The sequence below is a fragment of the Streptomyces longispororuber genome, from assembly GCF_024448165.1.
GTDB lineage: Bacteria > Actinomycetota > Actinomycetes > Streptomycetales > Streptomycetaceae > Streptomyces > Streptomyces longispororuber_A.
In genome coordinates this window covers 64,455-79,085 of record NZ_JAMOLN010000016.1, presented here as the reverse complement: position 1 = coordinate 79,085, position 14,631 = coordinate 64,455, and the positions used below count along the sequence as shown (strand labels likewise).

14 protein-coding genes are annotated in these 14,631 nt (G+C 71.0%); 5 read left to right on the top strand and 9 right to left on the bottom strand.

Going from position 1 to position 14,631, the window contains the following annotated elements; all coding sequences use genetic code 11:
* Window positions 1-1,369, top strand: a 1,369-nt coding sequence (locus tag M4J07_RS07170) for an LCP family protein (RefSeq protein ID WP_374215005.1), incomplete at its 5' end; no start/stop codon positions are given.
* A 78-nt stretch (window positions 1,370-1,447) separates the two neighbouring features.
* Here M4J07_RS07170 and M4J07_RS07165 read toward each other — a convergent pair.
* Complete coding sequence (locus M4J07_RS07165) at window positions 1,448-1,990, bottom strand: acyl-CoA thioesterase (RefSeq protein WP_255968542.1); 543 nt, start codon at window positions 1,988-1,990, stop codon at window positions 1,448-1,450.
* A 107-nt stretch (window positions 1,991-2,097) separates the two neighbouring features.
* Here M4J07_RS07165 and M4J07_RS07160 point away from each other — a divergent pair, with 107 nt between their 5' ends.
* Window positions 2,098-3,375 carry an LCP family protein gene (locus M4J07_RS07160; RefSeq protein WP_255968539.1) on the top strand — a complete coding sequence of 426 codons (1,278 nt, stop codon included), beginning with the start codon at window positions 2,098-2,100 and terminating at the stop codon, window positions 3,373-3,375.
* Window positions 3,376-3,452: 77 nt separating this feature from the next.
* Here M4J07_RS07160 and M4J07_RS07155 read toward each other — a convergent pair whose 3' ends face one another.
* Window positions 3,453-4,610, bottom strand: coding sequence for an acyl-CoA dehydrogenase family protein (locus tag M4J07_RS07155; RefSeq protein ID WP_255968537.1), 1,158 nt, complete (start codon window positions 4,608-4,610; stop codon window positions 3,453-3,455).
* Window positions 4,611-4,798: 188 nt separating this feature from the next.
* Between M4J07_RS07155 and M4J07_RS07150 the strand changes: the two genes are divergently transcribed.
* The gene (locus tag M4J07_RS07150; RefSeq protein WP_255968535.1) at window positions 4,799-6,124 is read left to right on the top strand and encodes a UDP-glucose dehydrogenase family protein; all 1,326 of its coding nucleotides are present in this window, start codon (window positions 4,799-4,801) and stop codon (window positions 6,122-6,124) included.
* Window positions 6,125-6,295: 171 nt separating this feature from the next.
* Here M4J07_RS07150 and M4J07_RS07145 read toward each other — a convergent pair whose 3' ends face one another.
* Window positions 6,296-6,799: a CGNR zinc finger domain-containing protein gene (locus M4J07_RS07145; RefSeq protein WP_255968532.1), complete on the bottom strand. Its 504-nt coding sequence runs from the start codon at window positions 6,797-6,799 to the stop codon at window positions 6,296-6,298.
* A 115-nt stretch (window positions 6,800-6,914) separates the two neighbouring features.
* Between M4J07_RS07145 and M4J07_RS07140 the strand changes: the two genes are divergently transcribed.
* Window positions 6,915-7,277 carry a VOC family protein gene (locus M4J07_RS07140; protein WP_255968530.1) on the top strand — a complete coding sequence of 121 codons (363 nt, stop codon included), beginning with the start codon at window positions 6,915-6,917 and terminating at the stop codon, window positions 7,275-7,277.
* Between the two features lie 45 nt (window positions 7,278-7,322).
* On the opposite strand, the gene M4J07_RS07135 is transcribed toward M4J07_RS07140, so the two are convergent.
* From M4J07_RS07135 to M4J07_RS07120, 4 genes are all read right to left on the bottom strand, one after another.
* On the bottom strand, window positions 7,323-8,435 hold the full coding sequence (locus M4J07_RS07135; protein ID WP_255968527.1) for a dipeptidase: 1,113 nt from the start codon (window positions 8,433-8,435) through the stop codon (window positions 7,323-7,325).
* A 186-nt stretch (window positions 8,436-8,621) separates the two neighbouring features.
* Window positions 8,622-9,809, bottom strand: coding sequence for a dipeptidase (locus M4J07_RS07130; RefSeq protein WP_255968525.1), 1,188 nt, complete (start codon window positions 9,807-9,809; stop codon window positions 8,622-8,624).
* A gap of 5 nt (window positions 9,810-9,814) precedes the next feature.
* Window positions 9,815-10,345, bottom strand: coding sequence for a 5-(carboxyamino)imidazole ribonucleotide mutase (purE, locus tag M4J07_RS07125; RefSeq protein WP_255968522.1), 531 nt, complete (start codon window positions 10,343-10,345; stop codon window positions 9,815-9,817).
* Window positions 10,342-11,544: a 5-(carboxyamino)imidazole ribonucleotide synthase gene (locus M4J07_RS07120; RefSeq protein WP_255968520.1), complete on the bottom strand. Its 1,203-nt coding sequence runs from the start codon at window positions 11,542-11,544 to the stop codon at window positions 10,342-10,344. Before M4J07_RS07120 ends, purE begins: the two co-directional genes overlap by 4 nt.
* 109 nt (window positions 11,545-11,653) lie before the next feature.
* On the opposite strand from M4J07_RS07120, the gene M4J07_RS07115 reads away from it, so the two are divergent.
* On the top strand, window positions 11,654-12,193 hold the full coding sequence (locus M4J07_RS07115; RefSeq protein WP_255968518.1) for a GtrA family protein: 540 nt from the start codon (window positions 11,654-11,656) through the stop codon (window positions 12,191-12,193).
* 14 nt (window positions 12,194-12,207) lie between these two features.
* Here M4J07_RS07115 and M4J07_RS07110 read toward each other — a convergent pair whose 3' ends face one another.
* Together M4J07_RS07110 and M4J07_RS07105 are read right to left on the bottom strand one after the other, a co-directional pair.
* Window positions 12,208-13,485: an ATP-binding protein gene (locus tag M4J07_RS07110; RefSeq protein ID WP_255968516.1), complete on the bottom strand. Its 1,278-nt coding sequence runs from the start codon at window positions 13,483-13,485 to the stop codon at window positions 12,208-12,210.
* A gap of 106 nt (window positions 13,486-13,591) precedes the next feature.
* Window positions 13,592-14,269: a response regulator transcription factor gene (locus M4J07_RS07105; protein WP_161302504.1), complete on the bottom strand. Its 678-nt coding sequence runs from the start codon at window positions 14,267-14,269 to the stop codon at window positions 13,592-13,594.
* Window positions 14,270-14,631: the final 362 nt, after the last annotated feature.

The following is a 14,631-nucleotide window of genomic DNA, read 5'->3' as shown; positions in this document are numbered from 1 at the left end:
CTGGGCGATGCGGGTGGCGACCACGTTCTCCGTGACGGTGCTCGCGGCCGCCGGGATCGGGCACGCGCTCGTCACCGGCCTGGACACGGGCATCGACCGGATCGACCCCTTCAAGGACATGAAGAACCGTCCGGCGGCCGGGCACGGCATGAACGTCCTCCTCGTCGGCACCGACGGCCGCGACAGGATCACCGAGGAGGAGCGCAGGAAGTACCGGCTCGGCGGTGCGCCCTGCCACTGCACGGACACGCTGATGATCGTGCACATCTCGGACGACCACGAGCGCGCGTCCGTCGTCTCCCTCCCCCGCGACTCGTACGCCGAGATGCCCCCGCACACCGACCAGAACAGCGGCGAGAAGCACCACGCGCACCCGGTCAAGATCAACGCCGCGTACGCGGAGGGCGGACCGCAGCTGACCGTGCGGACGGTCGAGAACATGACGCACGTGAAGATCGACCACTACCTGGAGGTCGACTTCACCAGCTTCATGAAGACGGTCGACGTGCTGGGCGGGGTGGAGGTCTGCACGGCCCGCCCGCTCAAGGACCCCAACACCGGCCTCGACCTGAGCGTCGGCACGCACCGGCTGGACGGCGGGCAGGCCCTGCAGTACGTACGGGCCCGGCACGTCGACGGCGCGGGCGACCTCGGCCGGATGCAGCGCCAGCAGCGCTTCCTGGCCTCCCTCATCGCCAAGACCACGTCGTCCGGGGTGCTGCTCAACCCGGTCAGGTTCCGGGACGTCGCCCGGACGCTGCTCGGTTCGGTGCGGGCCGACAAGGGGTTCGGGACGGACGAGATGGTCGACCTGGCCCGTGCCATGCGCGGGTTCACGCCGTCCTCGTCGGAGTTCACGACCGTGCCGATCGGGAACATCAGCTTCCCCGTGAAGGGCATCGGCTCGACGGTGAAGTGGGACGAGAAGAAGTCCGAGAAGCTGTTCCAGGCCCTGCGCGACGACAAACCGCTCGCGCCGCACCGCAAGAAGCGCAAGGCGACGGTCGTCGGTGTCTCGCCGCAGCAGATCCGCGTCCAGGTGGAGAACGGGACGATGACGGCGGGCCTCGGCAGGAAGGTCGACACGGCGCTGCGGGGGACCGGGTTCCGTACGACGCGGGCACCGGTCAACGCGGCGGACCGCTCCGCGAAGCGGACCGTGGTGCTGTACGACCCGCGGTGGGACCGCTCGGCGAAGGCCCTGGCCACGGCGCTGCCCGGTGCCTTGATGAAGCCGGTGAAGGGCCAGGGCTCCCTGCTCAAGGTCGTCGCCGGGCCCGACTACAAGGGGGTCAGGGCAGTGCGGGCGGAGGACGCGTACCAGGGCGAGTACGGGGCGATCACGGGTGACCAGGTGGTGTGTCCCTGAGTGTGCCGGGTGCGGGCCGGTGGGGCTTCTCGCGCCCCGCGGCGGAGCCGCTGATGACACAGCCCCGCACCCTGCTCCTCAGTCGCCGGAGGGGGCCGACCGGGCCCGCAGTTCCTTGATCGCGCGGCGCCGCGCGAGGCGGTGCTGGCGGCGGATCTGGGCCTCCTGGTAGCGGCGCCGGTCACGATCGGTCTCCGGCAGGACCGGCGGCACCGACCGGGGCTTGCCGTCCGCGTCGACCGCGGCGAACACCAGGTAGGCGGAGCCCACCTGCTGCGCGGGCGTCGACTCGTTCCAGCGCTCCGCGAGGACCCGTACGCCGACCTCCATCGAGGTCCGGCCGGTCCAGTTGACCTGGGCCTTCACATGGACGAGGTCGCCCACCCTGACCGGCTCGAGGAACGCCATCTCGTCCATGGACGCGGTGACCGCGGGCCCGCCGGAGTGCCGGCCGGCCACCGCACCCGCCGCGTCGTCCACCAATTTCATGATCACGCCACCGTGCACCGTGCCGAGGAGGTTGGTGTCGTTGTGCGTCATGATGTGCGACAACGTCGTGCGGGAAGCGGAAGTCGGCTTGCCCGGAATATCTGATTCCGCGCCGTGGGCCTGGTCTGTCATGGCACCCACCATATGCGGGGCGCGTTTGTGTCAGCTCTGCAACAGCCCTGGTCCGATTCCTCACACGCCCTTGTGGGGCACACAGCAGGGCACTGCACACTGGGGCAATGAATGACTGGCCCGACGGGTGGAGCGACAGGCAGGGCGGCGGCGGCCGCGGCGGCTACGGCCGTGGCAGCGGCAACGCACGCCCCGAAGGCGCACGGGTGATGCGGCAGGTCCAGCGCCCCGTTCCGCAGCAGCAGCCGTCCTCGTACGACGACGGCTACGACGACGGGTACCGCCAGGACCCGACGTACGACAGCGGCTACAACACGGGCCAGGTCTACGGCCAGCCCCACCAGCGCGGTGGCGGCGGCGGTGACGACTACGGGCCGCCGTCCGGTCCTCCGACGCGCGCCCCGAACTGGGGCAAGCGCATCAAGTGGACGGTCCTGACGCTGGTCGTCGTGTTCGCCGTGACGAGCATCGCCACGTACTTCTGGGCCGACTCCAAGCTCAACCGGGACGTCGACCTGTCCAAGGTCATCGAGCGTCCCGAGGCGGGCGACGGCACGAACTACCTGATCGTCGGCACCGACAGCCGTGAGGGCATGTCCGCCGAGGACAAGAAGAAGCTGCACACCGGCTCCGCCGAGGGCAAGCGCACGGACACGATGATGATCCTGCACGTCGGCGACAACGGGGACACCCTCGTCTCGCTGCCGCGCGACTCGAACGTCACGATCCCGAGCTTCAAGGGCGCCGAGTCCGGCAAGCTCTACCCGAACACGGGCCGCCAGACGAAGCTGAACGCCGCCTACGCGGAGGACGGCCCCGAGCTGCTCGTGCGCACGGTCGAGTACAACACCGGCCTGCACATCGACCACTACGCGGAGATCGGCTTCGGCGGCTTCGCGAGCATCGTGGACGCGGTCGGCGGCGTCGAGATGAACCTGAAGGACGGCTTCAAGGACAAGTGGTCCGGCGCCGACTTCAAGGCGGGCAAGCAGACCCTGAACGGCCAGCAGGCCCTCGCCTTCGTCCGCACCCGGCACGCCTTCGCCACGTCCGACCTGCAGCGCACCAAGAACCAGCAGGCGTTCCTCGCGGCGCTGGCCCACAAGGTGGCGTCCCCGTCGACCGTCATGAACCCGTTCAAGCTGTACCCGACGCTGGGCGCGGGCCTGGACTCGCTCGTCGTCGACAAGGACATGAGCCTGTGGGACCTCGGGTCGATGTTCCTGGCGATGAAGTCGGTCTCCGGCAAGGACGGCGACGGCACGTCCATGAACATGCCGACCAGCGGCTCCGTCGGCGGCAACCTGGTCTGGGACAAGGCCAAGGTCAAGCAGCTCGTCGAGCAGTTCAACAACGACGAGAAGGTGACCGTGACGAGCGACTAGCCTCGCGCGTCGTCCAGCACGCCGATGGGGCCCCGCCGATTCGCTCGGCGGGGCCCCATCGGCGTACGGACCAGGGGTTACGGCAGGTTGCGCGCCATGACGATGCGCTGGACCTGGTTCGTGCCCTCGTAGATCTGGGTGATCTTGGCGTCGCGCATCATGCGCTCGACCGGGTAGTCACGGGTGTAGCCGTAGCCGCCGAGCAGCTGGACGGCGTCCGTGGTGACCTCCATGGCGACGTCCGAGGCGAAGCACTTGGCGGCGGCGCCCTGGAAGGTGAGGTCCTTGTCGCCGCGCTCCGAGGCAGCCGCGGCGGCGTACGTCAGCTGGCGGGCGGCGGCGATCTTCATCGCCATGTCCGCGAGCATGAACTGGATGCCCTGGAAGTCGGCGATCGCCTTGCCGAACTGCTTGCGCTCCTGGACGTAGCCCTTGGCGTAGTCGAGGGCGCCCTGCGCGACACCGAGCGCCTGCGCGGCGATCGTGATGCGGGTGTGGTCGAGGGTCTTCATCGCCGTGGCGAAGCCGGTGCCCTCGGCGCCGATCATGCGGTCGGCGGGGATGCGCACGTTGTCGAGGTAGACCTCGCGGGTCGGCGAGCCCTTGATGCCGAGCTTCTTCTCCGGGGCGCCGAAGGAGACGCCCTCGTCGGACTTCTCGACGACGAAGGCGGAGATGCCCTTCGAGCGCTTCTCGGGGTCGGTGACGGCCATGACCGTGTAGTACTCGGAGACGCCGGCGTTGGTGATCCAGCGCTTCACGCCGTTCAGGACCCAGTCGTCGCCGTCGCGCACCGCGCGGGTCTTCATGCCCGCCGCGTCCGAACCGGCGTCCGGCTCGCTCAGGCAGTACGAGAACATCGCCTCGCCCTTGGCCAGCGGCGTCAGGTACTTCTTCTTCAGCTCCTCGGAGCCGGAGAGGATGACGGGCAGCGAGCCCAGCTTGTTCACGGCCGGGATGAGCGAGGACGAGACGCAGGCGCGGGCGACCTCCTCGATCACGATGACCGTGGCGAGCGCGTCGGCGCCCGCGCCGCCGTAGGACTCGGGTACGTGCACCGCCGCCAGGTCGGCCGCGACGAGCGCGTCCAGCGCCTCCTGCGGGAAGCGGGCCTCCTCGTCGACCGCGGCGGCGTACGGGGCGATCTTCGCCTCGGCCAGCGAACGGATCGTGTCGCGGAGCATGTCGTGCTCCTCGGACGGGCGGTACAGGTCGAAGTCAGCCGATCCGGCCAAGGTCTCTCACTCCAAGCGACGCTAATTACCGTTAAGTAACCCGAATTTTAGGTGTCTGCCCACCAGACGGATACGTGAGCTACGCGACAGCGGGAATCGTGCCCGGTGAGAGCCCCCGGCACGCGCTCGGCACGCCCGACTATGCTCGGTCAGCGCTGTCCAAGCCCCCCGACCTCCGGAGCACCGCAATGGCCCTCAAGATCACCGTGATCGGCACCGGCTACCTCGGCGCCACGCACGCCGCCGCCATGGCCGAGCTCGGCTTCGAGGTGCTCGGTCTGGACGTCGTGCCGGAGAAGATCGAGATGCTCACGCGGGGCGAGGTCCCGATGTACGAGCCCGGTCTCGAGGAGCTGCTGCGCAAGCACGTCGCCGGGATCGAGGGGTCGAGCGGGCGCCTGCGCTTCACCATGGACTTCGCCGAGGTCGCGGACTTCGGCGACGTGCACTTCGTCTGCGTGAACACGCCGCAGAAGCACGGCGAGTACGCCTGCGACATGTCGTACGTGGACGCCGCCTTCGCCTCGCTGGCGCCGCACCTGAAGCCGGGCGCGCTCGTCGTCGGCAAGTCGACCGTGCCGGTCGGCTCGGCCGAGCGGCTGGCCCGGCTGCTGCCCGAGGGCACGGAGCTGGCGTGGAACCCGGAGTTCCTGCGCGAGGGCTTCGCCGTGAACGACACACTGCACCCGGACCGGATCGTGGTCGGCGTGGGCAGCGAGCGGGCCGAGAAGCTGCTGCGGGACGTGTACGCGACGCCGGTCGGCGAGGGCACGCCGTTCGTGGTGACGGACTTCCCGACGGCCGAGCTCGTGAAGACGTCGGCGAACTCCTTCCTCGCCACCAAGATCTCCTTCATCAACGCGATGGCCGAGGTGTGCGAGGCCGCCGGCGGTGACGTCGCGAAGCTCGCCGAGGCGATCGGCTACGACGAGCGGATCGGGCACAAGTTCCTGCGGGCCGGGATCGGGTTCGGCGGCGGGTGCCTGCCCAAGGACATCCGGGCGTTCATGGCGCGGGCCGGTGAGCTCGGCGCGGACCAGGCGCTGACGTTCCTGCGCGAGATCGACTCCATCAACATGCGGCGGCGCGGGGCGATGGTCGAGATGGCGCGCGAGGCGCTCGGGGGCGGGGCGTTCCTGGGCAAGCGGGTCGCTGTGCTGGGTGCCGCGTTCAAGCCGGACTCGGACGACGTGCGGGACTCGCCCGCACTGAACGTGGCCGGGCAGATCCACCTCCAGGGCGGCCAGGTGACCGTCTACGACCCCAAGGGCATGGACAACGCCCGCCGTCTCTTCCCGACGCTCGGGTACGCGGAGTCGGCGCTGGAGGCGGTGCGGGGGGCCGATGTCGTGCTGCACCTCACGGAGTGGCGGGAGTTCCGGGAGCTGGATCCTGCGGAGCTGGGGGGTGTCGTGGCGGGGCGGGTCGTGTTGGACGGGCGCAATGCGTTGGACGCTTCGCTGTGGCGGGAGGCCGGGTGGACGTATCGCGCGATGGGGCGGCCTGCCGCGTAGCGGGTCGCGTCGTGTGCGTGGTGGCTCGTGCGCTGCCGGCTGCGGGTCGGTGGGGGTTCTCGCGCCGTTCCCCGCGCCCCTGAGCGGGGCGCATCTGCCTGGTTGAGCTCTGTTGCCGGGTGCTCGTCGGTGGGGACTTCTCGCGCAGTTCCCCGCGCCCCTGACGGGGCGCTACTTGGAGCGGTAGCGGCGCATTTTGGCTCTGGCGCCGCAGGTTTTCATGTCGCACCAGCGGCCCTTTCCCGCTGGGCTGCGGTCGTAGTAGGCCCAGTGGCAGTCGGGGGCCTCGCAGGCCTTGAGGCGGGGCCAGGTGCCGTCCGTGCGGGCCTCGGCGATGGCCGCCGCCACCCGGGCCACCAGTGCGGAGCCGTCCAGCGGTACCAGGGTCGCCGAACCGTCCCGTGCGTCGATCTCCACCCGTAGCGGCGCCTTCGCCAGCAGCTCGCCGAGCGGTGTCACCTCGCGGTGGGGCGGGTGGCCCGCGTGGGCCAGGCAGGCCGCTCGCAGCGCCTCGCGCAGCTCCCGGGCCTCCCCGGCCCCGTCCGCCGTGATGCCGAAGGGCGCACGGCCCTCCGCCGTGTCCAGCGCGTCCTCGCCCGTGGTGATGTCCCGGAGCGTGTTCACCAGCTCCTCGATCAGGGCCAGGCCACCGGGTGCGGGCGCGCGGTCAGTCATGGATGCGACGTTACCTCTTGCGGCGGGCCATCGGGTAACCCATGCTGGTGCTGTTCGTTGTTACCTGTTGGGGTTGCCTAGAGGTAACGTCGTCGTTCTGGATCCTGGAGGGATCATGGCCATCGCGAAACTCGGCGTCGTCGTGCTCGACTGTCCCGAGCCGCGGGCGCTCGCGGACTTCTACGCGGCCGTCCTCGGCGCCACCGTCACCGGCGACGACGGCGAATGGGTCGACCTGGACGTGCCGGGCGGGCAGCCGCTCGCGTTCCAGAAGGCGCCCGGGCTCGTGGCGCCCGCCTGGCCCGCGCCCGACACGTCGCAGCAGTTCCACCTCGACCTGACCGTCGAGGACCTGGACGTGGCCGAGAAGGAGGTCCTCGCGCTGGGCGCCAAGGTCCTCGACGCGGACGACCGCAAGCGGAGCTGGCGGGTTTACGCGGACCCGGCCGGGCACCCGTTCTGTCTCTGCGCCTGCTGAGACCCCCGCGGGGCACCCGTTCCGTCTGATCCGGCCCGACTCGGCCTAGGCCGTGGTGGCCGGACCGCGGCGGTACCGGGTGGCGCGGGCGGTGAACTCGGCGCCGCGCAGGACCCGTTGGACGTTGCCCCAGGTGAGCAGTGCCAGGTCGGCCTCGGACCAGCCCCGGTCGAGGAGCTCGGCGACGAGGGCCGGGTAGTCGGTGACGCTCGTGAGCCCTTCGGGGTGGGCGTCCCCGGTGTCGTACATGCCGGAGAGCCCGACGGACTCGGGGCCCGCGACCCGGTGGACGTGGTCGATGTGGTCGGCGACGTCGCGCAGGGCCGGTCCGGTGCGCGCCGCCGAGCACGGCACGAGGCACAGGCCCTTGCTCGCGCCGAGCGCGGCGAGCAGCTCGTCGGAGAGGTTGTCCGGGTGGCCGTTCAGGGCGCGGGCGCCGGAGCGGGTGAGCATCGTCGGGGCCTTGGACACGGCGAGGGCGCGGGTGGCCGTCGCCTCGGAGGCGCCGGTGAGGTCGACGAGCATGCCGAGCCGGTTCATCTCCCGGACGACCTCCTCGCCGAACGGGGTCAGCCCGGTCTCGGGCGCCCAGGACGTGCCGCTCAGGGTGAGGGCGCGCAGCCCGAGTCCGTGCAGGGCGCGCAGCGTGCCGAGGGAGTCGCCCACCGCGGCGCCGGGGGCCGGGCCGATGAGCACGGCGATCCGGCCGTGCGCGCGGGCGTCCGCGGTCTCGGAGGCGGAGCGGGCCAGCCGCAGGCCCTCCGGGTAGCGGGCGACGACGTGGTTGACGAGGTCGATCTGTTCCAGCGCGGAGGTGACCGGCCGGTCGGCGGACACGTCGACGGCCCAGAGCAGGGCCCCGGTGCCGCCGGCCCGCAGCCGCGGCAGATCGGCCTCGACGGAGCTCTCGCCCAGTTCCAGGTCGTAGTAGGGCAGGGTGCGCAGGGTTCCGGGCAGACCGCAGTAGCCGTCGGCGACGGGGTGCAGGGCCAGCAGGTCCCGGGCGGCGGCCGACTCGGAGTCGGTGGCCGAGGGGACGGTCGAGGGGGTCGAGGGGGGCGCCGGGGACGGCGGTGCGGGGTGTGCGGCGAACGAGGCGGGCCGGTCGAGCTCGCCCGCTTCCGTCGGGGCGTTCAGTTGATCCTGCAGGTCTGCCATGGCACTGCTCCGGCCAAAATGTGGGGACAAGCGTTCGGACCACCGTGGCACGGGTGTGCGAGAGCCACGCGGCGGGCGACTCCGTTCGGGGGACCCCTGGGCCGATCGGGGGACACCGGAACGGGCGCCGGGCGAACGACTGAGGGGCGCCCCGCGGGGCGCCCCTCAAGCCGTCGTCCGTGCCGGTCAGCCGTCCAGCTGCGCCAGCGTCGCGTTCGACGGACCGCGGCTGCCCTGGATGTCCCGGGCGACCGCTTCCGCGTCACCGAGCACCCGCACCGCGTTGTGCCACGTCAGCTTCGCCACGTCGTCCCGGGACCAGCCCCGGTCGACCAGTTCGGCGATCAGGTTCGGGTAGCCGGAGACGTCGTCGAGGCCGTCCGGCGTGAACGCCGTGCCGTCGTAGTCGCCGCCGATGCCGATGTGGTCGATGCCGGCGACCTCGCGCATGTGGTCGAGGTGGTCCGCCACCGTGGACGCCGTCGCGACGGGCCGGGGCCGCGCCTCCTCGAAGGCGCGGTGCAGCTTCATCGCCTCCGGGGACGTGTCGAGGTGGTGGAAGCCGTGCGAGCGCAGGTTCTCGTCGGCCGCGGCCGTCCAGTCGACCGCCGCCTGGAGGACGAACTTCGGCACGAAGGTCGCCATGGCCACTCCCCCGTTCGCGGGGAGCCGCTCCAGCACGTCGTCCGGGATGTTGCGCGGGTGGTCGCACACGGCACGCGACGAGGAGTGCGAGAAGATCACCGGCGCCGTCGACACGTCGAGCGCCGCGCGCATCGTCGTCGCCGCCACGTGCGACAGGTCGACGAGCATGCCCTCACGGTTCATCTCGCGCACGACCTCGCGGCCGAACGCCGACAGTCCGCCCACGCCCGGCTCGTCCGTCGCCGAGTCCGCCCACGCGATGTTGTCGTTGTGGGTGAGCGTCATGTAGCGCACGCCGAGCGCGTACAGCGCCCGCAGCGTGGCGAGGGAGTTGTTGATCGAGTGGCCGCCCTCGGCGCCCTTCAGCGACGCGATGCGGCCCTCCGCCCGCGCCGCCTCCATGCCGGCCGCCGTCGTCGCGGCCCGCAGGTCGCCGGCGTACCGGGCGACCAGCTGGTCGACGCAGTCGATCTGTTCGAGCGTGGCGCTGACCGCCGCGTCGCCCGTCAGGTCCGTGCGCACGTACACGGACCAGAACTGCGCGCCGACGCCGCCGGCCCGCAGCCGCGCGAGGTCGGTGTGCAGGTGGGCGCTCTGGTCGGCGGCGATGTCACGGGCGTCGATGTCGTACGTGACCTGCTCGCGCAGCGCCCACGGAAGGTCGTTGTGCCCGTCGACGACCGGGAACTCGGCGAGGATCGCGCGAGCCTGCTCCAGGGAGTCCGGCACGCCGCTCACTTCCCCGAGCCGAAGCCGAAGCCCGAGCCGGCGCCCTCGACCTTGGCGCGCAGGCGCTTGCCCTTCTCGGTGGCCTGGTCGTTCAGGTCCTGCTGGAACTCCCGCATGCGGACGAGGAGGTCCTCGTCGTGGGCGGCGAGGATGCGGGCCGCGAGCAGGCCCGCGTTGCGCGCGCCGCCGACCGACACCGTGGCGACCGGGACACCGGCCGGCATCTGCACGATCGACAGCAGCGAGTCCATGCCGTCCAGGTACTTCAGCGGCACCGGCACGCCGATCACCGGCAGCGGCGTCACCGAGGCGAGCATGCCGGGCAGATGGGCGGCGCCGCCCGCACCCGCGATGATCGCCTTGAGCCCGCGCTCGGCGGCCTGCTCGCCGTAGGTGATCATCTCGCGCGGCATCCGGTGCGCGGAGACGACGTCCACCTCGTAGGGGATCTCGAACTCGTCGAGGGCCTTCGCGGCGCCCTCCATGACGGGCCAGTCGGAGTCGGACCCCATCACAATGCCAATCACAGGGCTCATTCGGTGATCGTGCCTCTCAGGTATCCGGCTGCGTGACGGGCGCGGTCGAGGACCTCGTCCAGATCGTCGCCGTAGGTGTTCACGTGACCGACCTTGCGGCCGGGCTTCACGTCCTTGCCGTACATGTGGATCTTGAGCTGGGGGTCGCGGGCCATGCAGTGCAGGTACGCGCTGTACATGTCCGGGTAGTCGCCGCCCAGGACGTTGCACATGACCGTCCACGTGGCGCGCGGGCGCGGGTCGCCCAGCGGGAGGTCGAGGACCGCGCGCACGTGGTTCGCGAACTGGGACGTGACCGCCCCGTCCTGCGTCCAGTGGCCGGAGTTGTGCGGGCGCATCGCCAGCTCGTTGACCAGAATCCGCCCGTCGCGGGTCTCGAAGAGCTCGACCGCGAGGTGGCCGACGACGCCGAGTTCCTTGGCGACGCGCAGCGCCAGCTCCTGGGCCTCGCCCGCGAGCTGTTCGTCGAGGTCGGGGGCCGGGGCGATCACCGTGTCGCAGACGCCGTCGACCTGCTGGGACTCGACGACGGGGTACGCGACCGCCTGGCCGTGCGGGGAGCGGACGACGTTGGCCGCCAGCTCCCGGACGAAGTCGACCTTCTCCTCCGCCAGGACCGGCACGCCCGCCCTGAACGGGTCGGCGGCGTCGGCCTCAGAGCGCACGAACCACACGCCCTTGCCGTCGTAGCCGCCGCGCACCGTCTTGAGGATGACGGGGAAGCCGTCGCCCTCCTCGGCGAAGGCGACCACGTCCGCCACGTCGCGCACGATGCGGTGCCGCGGGCACGGGACGCCGAGCGAGCTGAGCTTCGCACGCATCTCGCCCTTGTCCTGGGCGTAGAGCAGCGCGTCGGGTCCCGGGCGGACGGGGATGCCGTCCGCCTCCAGGGCCCGCAGATGCTCGGTCGGCACGTGCTCGTGATCGAAGGTGATCACGTCACAGCCGCGCGCGAACTCGCGCAGCGTGTCCAGGTCGCGGTAGTCGCCGACGACGACATCACCGACGACCTGCGCCGCGGAATCCTGAGGAGTGTCACTGAGGAGCTTGAACCTGATGCCGAGCGGGATGCCTGCCTCGTGTGTCATACGAGCGAGCTGGCCACCGCCGACCATGCCGACTACGGGGAACGTCACACCCTCAGGGTATCGGCCATATGACCGGTACCCGCACGACCCTCTCCTTGTACGAACCTCCATGTACGCCGTCCACAGGCGACGGAGAGGCCCCGTGGTTAGCATGGCTGGGTCGGTTCTCGCGGGAACCGCACGACCACACGACGGGGACGACGGGGGCCGAGGCGAGATCATGACAGGGACGACCAGCCGACAGACCCGCTCCGGCCTGGGCGCTTTGCGGCAGCGTTTCGACGCGCTCGCCCGGGAGATCGCCAAGTTCGGAGTCGTCGGAGCGCTGGGCGTGCTCGTGAACTTCGGCGTGTTCAACCTCATGCGGCACGGCACCGACCTCCAGGTCGTGCGCGCCAGCGTGATCGCCACGGTCGTCGCCATCGCCTTCAACTACGTGGGGTTCCGCTACTTCACCTACCGCGACCGCGACAAGAGCGGACGCGCGAAGGAACTCACGCTGTTCCTGCTGTTCAGCGTGGTCGGCCTGGTGATCGAGAACGGCGTCCTGTACGCGGCGACGTACGGCTTCGGCTGGGACAGCTCGCTGCAGAGCAACTTCTTCAAGTTCCTCGGCATGGGCCTCGCGACCCTGTTCCGCTTCTGGTCGTACCGGACGTGGGTGTTCAAGGCGCTGCCCGCGCGGGAGGCCGTCGCCAGTGCGGAATCGTTCCTTGAGGAGCGGCCGGCCGCCGTGCCCCCGGTCCACCGCGTGAAGTGACCGCTCTCTGACCGCTACCTGATCGTCGGCTGCTCCGGGTCGTCGTCCGACGGCTTCTTCATCGGCGTACGGGACAGGAACAGACCGAAGACGGGCGGGCTCGCCTGGAGCATTTCCAGTCGTCCTCCGTCGGCCTCGGCGAGATCCCGGGCCACGGCGAGGCCGATGCCCGTCGAGTTCCGGCCGCTGATGGTGCGCTCGAAGATCCGCGAGCCCAGCTCCGAGGGGACGCCCGGGCCCTCGTCCGTGACCTCGATGACGGCCTGGTTGCCGGTGACGCGGGTGCGCAGGGCGACCGTGCCGCCGCCGTGCATGAGCGAGTTCTCGATGAGCGCCGCGAGCACCTGGGCGACGGCGCCCGGTGTACCGACCGCCGTGAGGTGCCGCTTCCCGGAGGAGACGATGGCCCGCCCGGCGCTGCGGTAGGCCGGCCGCCACTCCTCCAGCTGCTGCTTGATCACCTCGTCCAGGTCGAAGGTGACGGCCGAACCGGTGCGCGGGTCACGGGAGTTGGTGAGCAGCCGCTCCACGACGTCGGTCAGCCGCTCGACCTGCGCGAGGGCGATGGTCGCCTCCTCCTTCACCTCGTCCAGGTCGTCGGTCATGGTGATCTCCTCCAGCCGCATGGAGAGCGCCGTGAGGGGCGTGCGCAGCTGGTGCGAGGCGTCGGCCGCGAGCCGCCGCTCGGCCGTCAGCATCCGCGCGATCCGCTCGGCCGACCCGTCGAGGACGTCGGCGACCCGGTCCAGCTCGGGCACCCCGTACCGCTTGTGCCGCGGCCGCGGGTCGCCCGAGCCGAGACGCTCCGCGGTGGACGCCAGGTCCGTGAGCGGGGAGGCGAGCCGGTTGGCCTGGCGTACGGCGAGCAGGACGGCGGCGACGATGGCGAGCAGTGCCACCCCGGCGATGAGCAGGAACGTCCGGCCGACCTCCCGGGTCACGGCCGAGCGGGGCTCCTCGACGGTGACCTTCTCGCCCTGCTCCCCCGGCGCGGTGTACCGGATGACGTCGCCCTCGGGCTTGGTGCCGATGTGGATGGGGGCGCGGCCCGGCATCCGGATCACCGCGTACCGGTCGCCCGCCACCTGGTCCCGGAGGATGTCGCCGGTGACCTGTTCCTCGCTGAGGAGGCGGCTGTCCACGATCGAGGCGAGGCGGACGGCCTCGGACTCCACGCGCTCCTGGGCGCTGTTCGTGATGGTGCGGGTCTCCACGATGACGAGGGAGACCCCGAACACGGCGATCACGACCAGGACGACGGCGAGGGTGGAGTTGATGAGTCGGCGGCGCATGGGTCTCAGTGTCCCGGATCGGCGCGCCGCAGCGGCGCTACGGCCGCGGGGCTCTGCCCCGGACCCCGCTGCTCAGTCGCCTCGCTCGCCGCAGGGGCCCGATCGGTCAGCTCTTCTCGAAGCGGAACCCGACGCCGCGCACGGTCGCGATGTACCGGGGGTTCGCCGCGTCGTCGCCGAGCTTCTTCCGCAGCCACGAGATGTGCATGTCGAGCGTCTTGGTGGACGACCACCAAGTGGTGTCCCACACCTCGCGCATCAGCTGGTCGCGCGTCACGACCCGGCCCGCGTCGCGCACGAGCACCCGCAGCAGGTCGAACTCCTTCGCGGTCAGCTGGAGCTCCTCGTCGCCCATCCAGGCGCGGTGCGACTCGACGTCGATCCGCACGCCGTGGGTGGCCGGGGCCTCCTTGGGCTCGGCGGAGCCGCGCCGCAGCAGGGCCCGGACCCGGGCGAGCAGCTCGGCGAGGCGGAACGGCTTGGTGACGTAGTCGTCGGCACCGGCGTCCAGGCCGACGACCGTGTCGACCTCGTCGGCGCGCGCGGTGAGGATGAGGATCGGCACCGTGTGCCCCTCGGCACGCAGCCGGCGGGCCACCTCCAGGCCGTCCATCCCTGGCAGGCCCAGGTCGAGTACGACGAGGTCGATGCTTCCCTGCAGTCCGGCGTCGAGGGCGGTGGGTCCGTCCTCGCGGACCTCGACCTCGTAACCCTCCCTGCGCAGGGCGCGGGCCAGCGGCTCCGAGATGGACGCGTCGTCCTCGGCGAGCAGTACACGGGTCATGGAGTGATGGTAGTCCGCGCCGGACGACGGTCGTGGGGTGATCGGCAACAGCGGGCCGCCGGACGGAACGGAACCTCCGCCTCCGCGTTCGCGTCCTACGGCTGTGGGATGCGAACCTTGGGAACGCCTTTGAATCAGCGAGTTGGTTCCACGGCCACCTGTGATCCATCTCTCAAGTCCTTCCATATGCCGCACTGTCGTGTCGTAAGGTGACCCAACGCCTGATGCACTACTGGGGGACTTTCGGAGCGTATCGCCACCGAAGGTCCCTTTTGTGTGTGGCCGACGAGCGTCGGCACTGAAGGAATGACCTGCGGCCGGGCCCCGCGCGTAAGGAAGCGCGCCGGGGTGTGGATCCCGGG

What these genes read in the sequence shown, in the direction of transcription:
- purE (WP_255968522.1), bottom strand. Translation starts at nt 10,345, where the DNA reads ATGAGCCCTGTGATTGGCATTGTGATGGGGTCCGACTCCGACTGGCCC.
- M4J07_RS07140 (WP_255968530.1), top strand. Translation starts at nt 6,915, where the DNA reads ATGGCCATCGCGAAACTCGGCGTCGTCGTGCTCGACTGTCCCGAGCCG.
- M4J07_RS07110 (WP_255968516.1), bottom strand. Translation starts at nt 13,485, where the DNA reads ATGCGCCGCCGACTCATCAACTCCACCCTCGCCGTCGTCCTGGTCGTG.
- M4J07_RS07165 (WP_255968542.1), bottom strand. Translation starts at nt 1,990, where the DNA reads ATGACAGACCAGGCCCACGGCGCGGAATCAGATATTCCGGGCAAGCCG.
- M4J07_RS07105 (WP_161302504.1), bottom strand. Translation starts at nt 14,269, where the DNA reads ATGACCCGTGTACTGCTCGCCGAGGACGACGCGTCCATCTCGGAGCCG.
- M4J07_RS07150 (WP_255968535.1), top strand. Translation starts at nt 4,799, where the DNA reads ATGGCCCTCAAGATCACCGTGATCGGCACCGGCTACCTCGGCGCCACG.
- M4J07_RS07115 (WP_255968518.1), top strand. Translation starts at nt 11,654, where the DNA reads ATGACAGGGACGACCAGCCGACAGACCCGCTCCGGCCTGGGCGCTTTG.
- M4J07_RS07135 (WP_255968527.1), bottom strand. Translation starts at nt 8,435, where the DNA reads ATGGCAGACCTGCAGGATCAACTGAACGCCCCGACGGAAGCGGGCGAG.
- M4J07_RS07120 (WP_255968520.1), bottom strand. Translation starts at nt 11,544, where the DNA reads ATGGAGGTTCGTACAAGGAGAGGGTCGTGCGGGTACCGGTCATATGGC.
- M4J07_RS07145 (WP_255968532.1), bottom strand. Translation starts at nt 6,799, where the DNA reads ATGACTGACCGCGCGCCCGCACCCGGTGGCCTGGCCCTGATCGAGGAG.
- M4J07_RS07160 (WP_255968539.1), top strand. Translation starts at nt 2,098, where the DNA reads ATGAATGACTGGCCCGACGGGTGGAGCGACAGGCAGGGCGGCGGCGGC.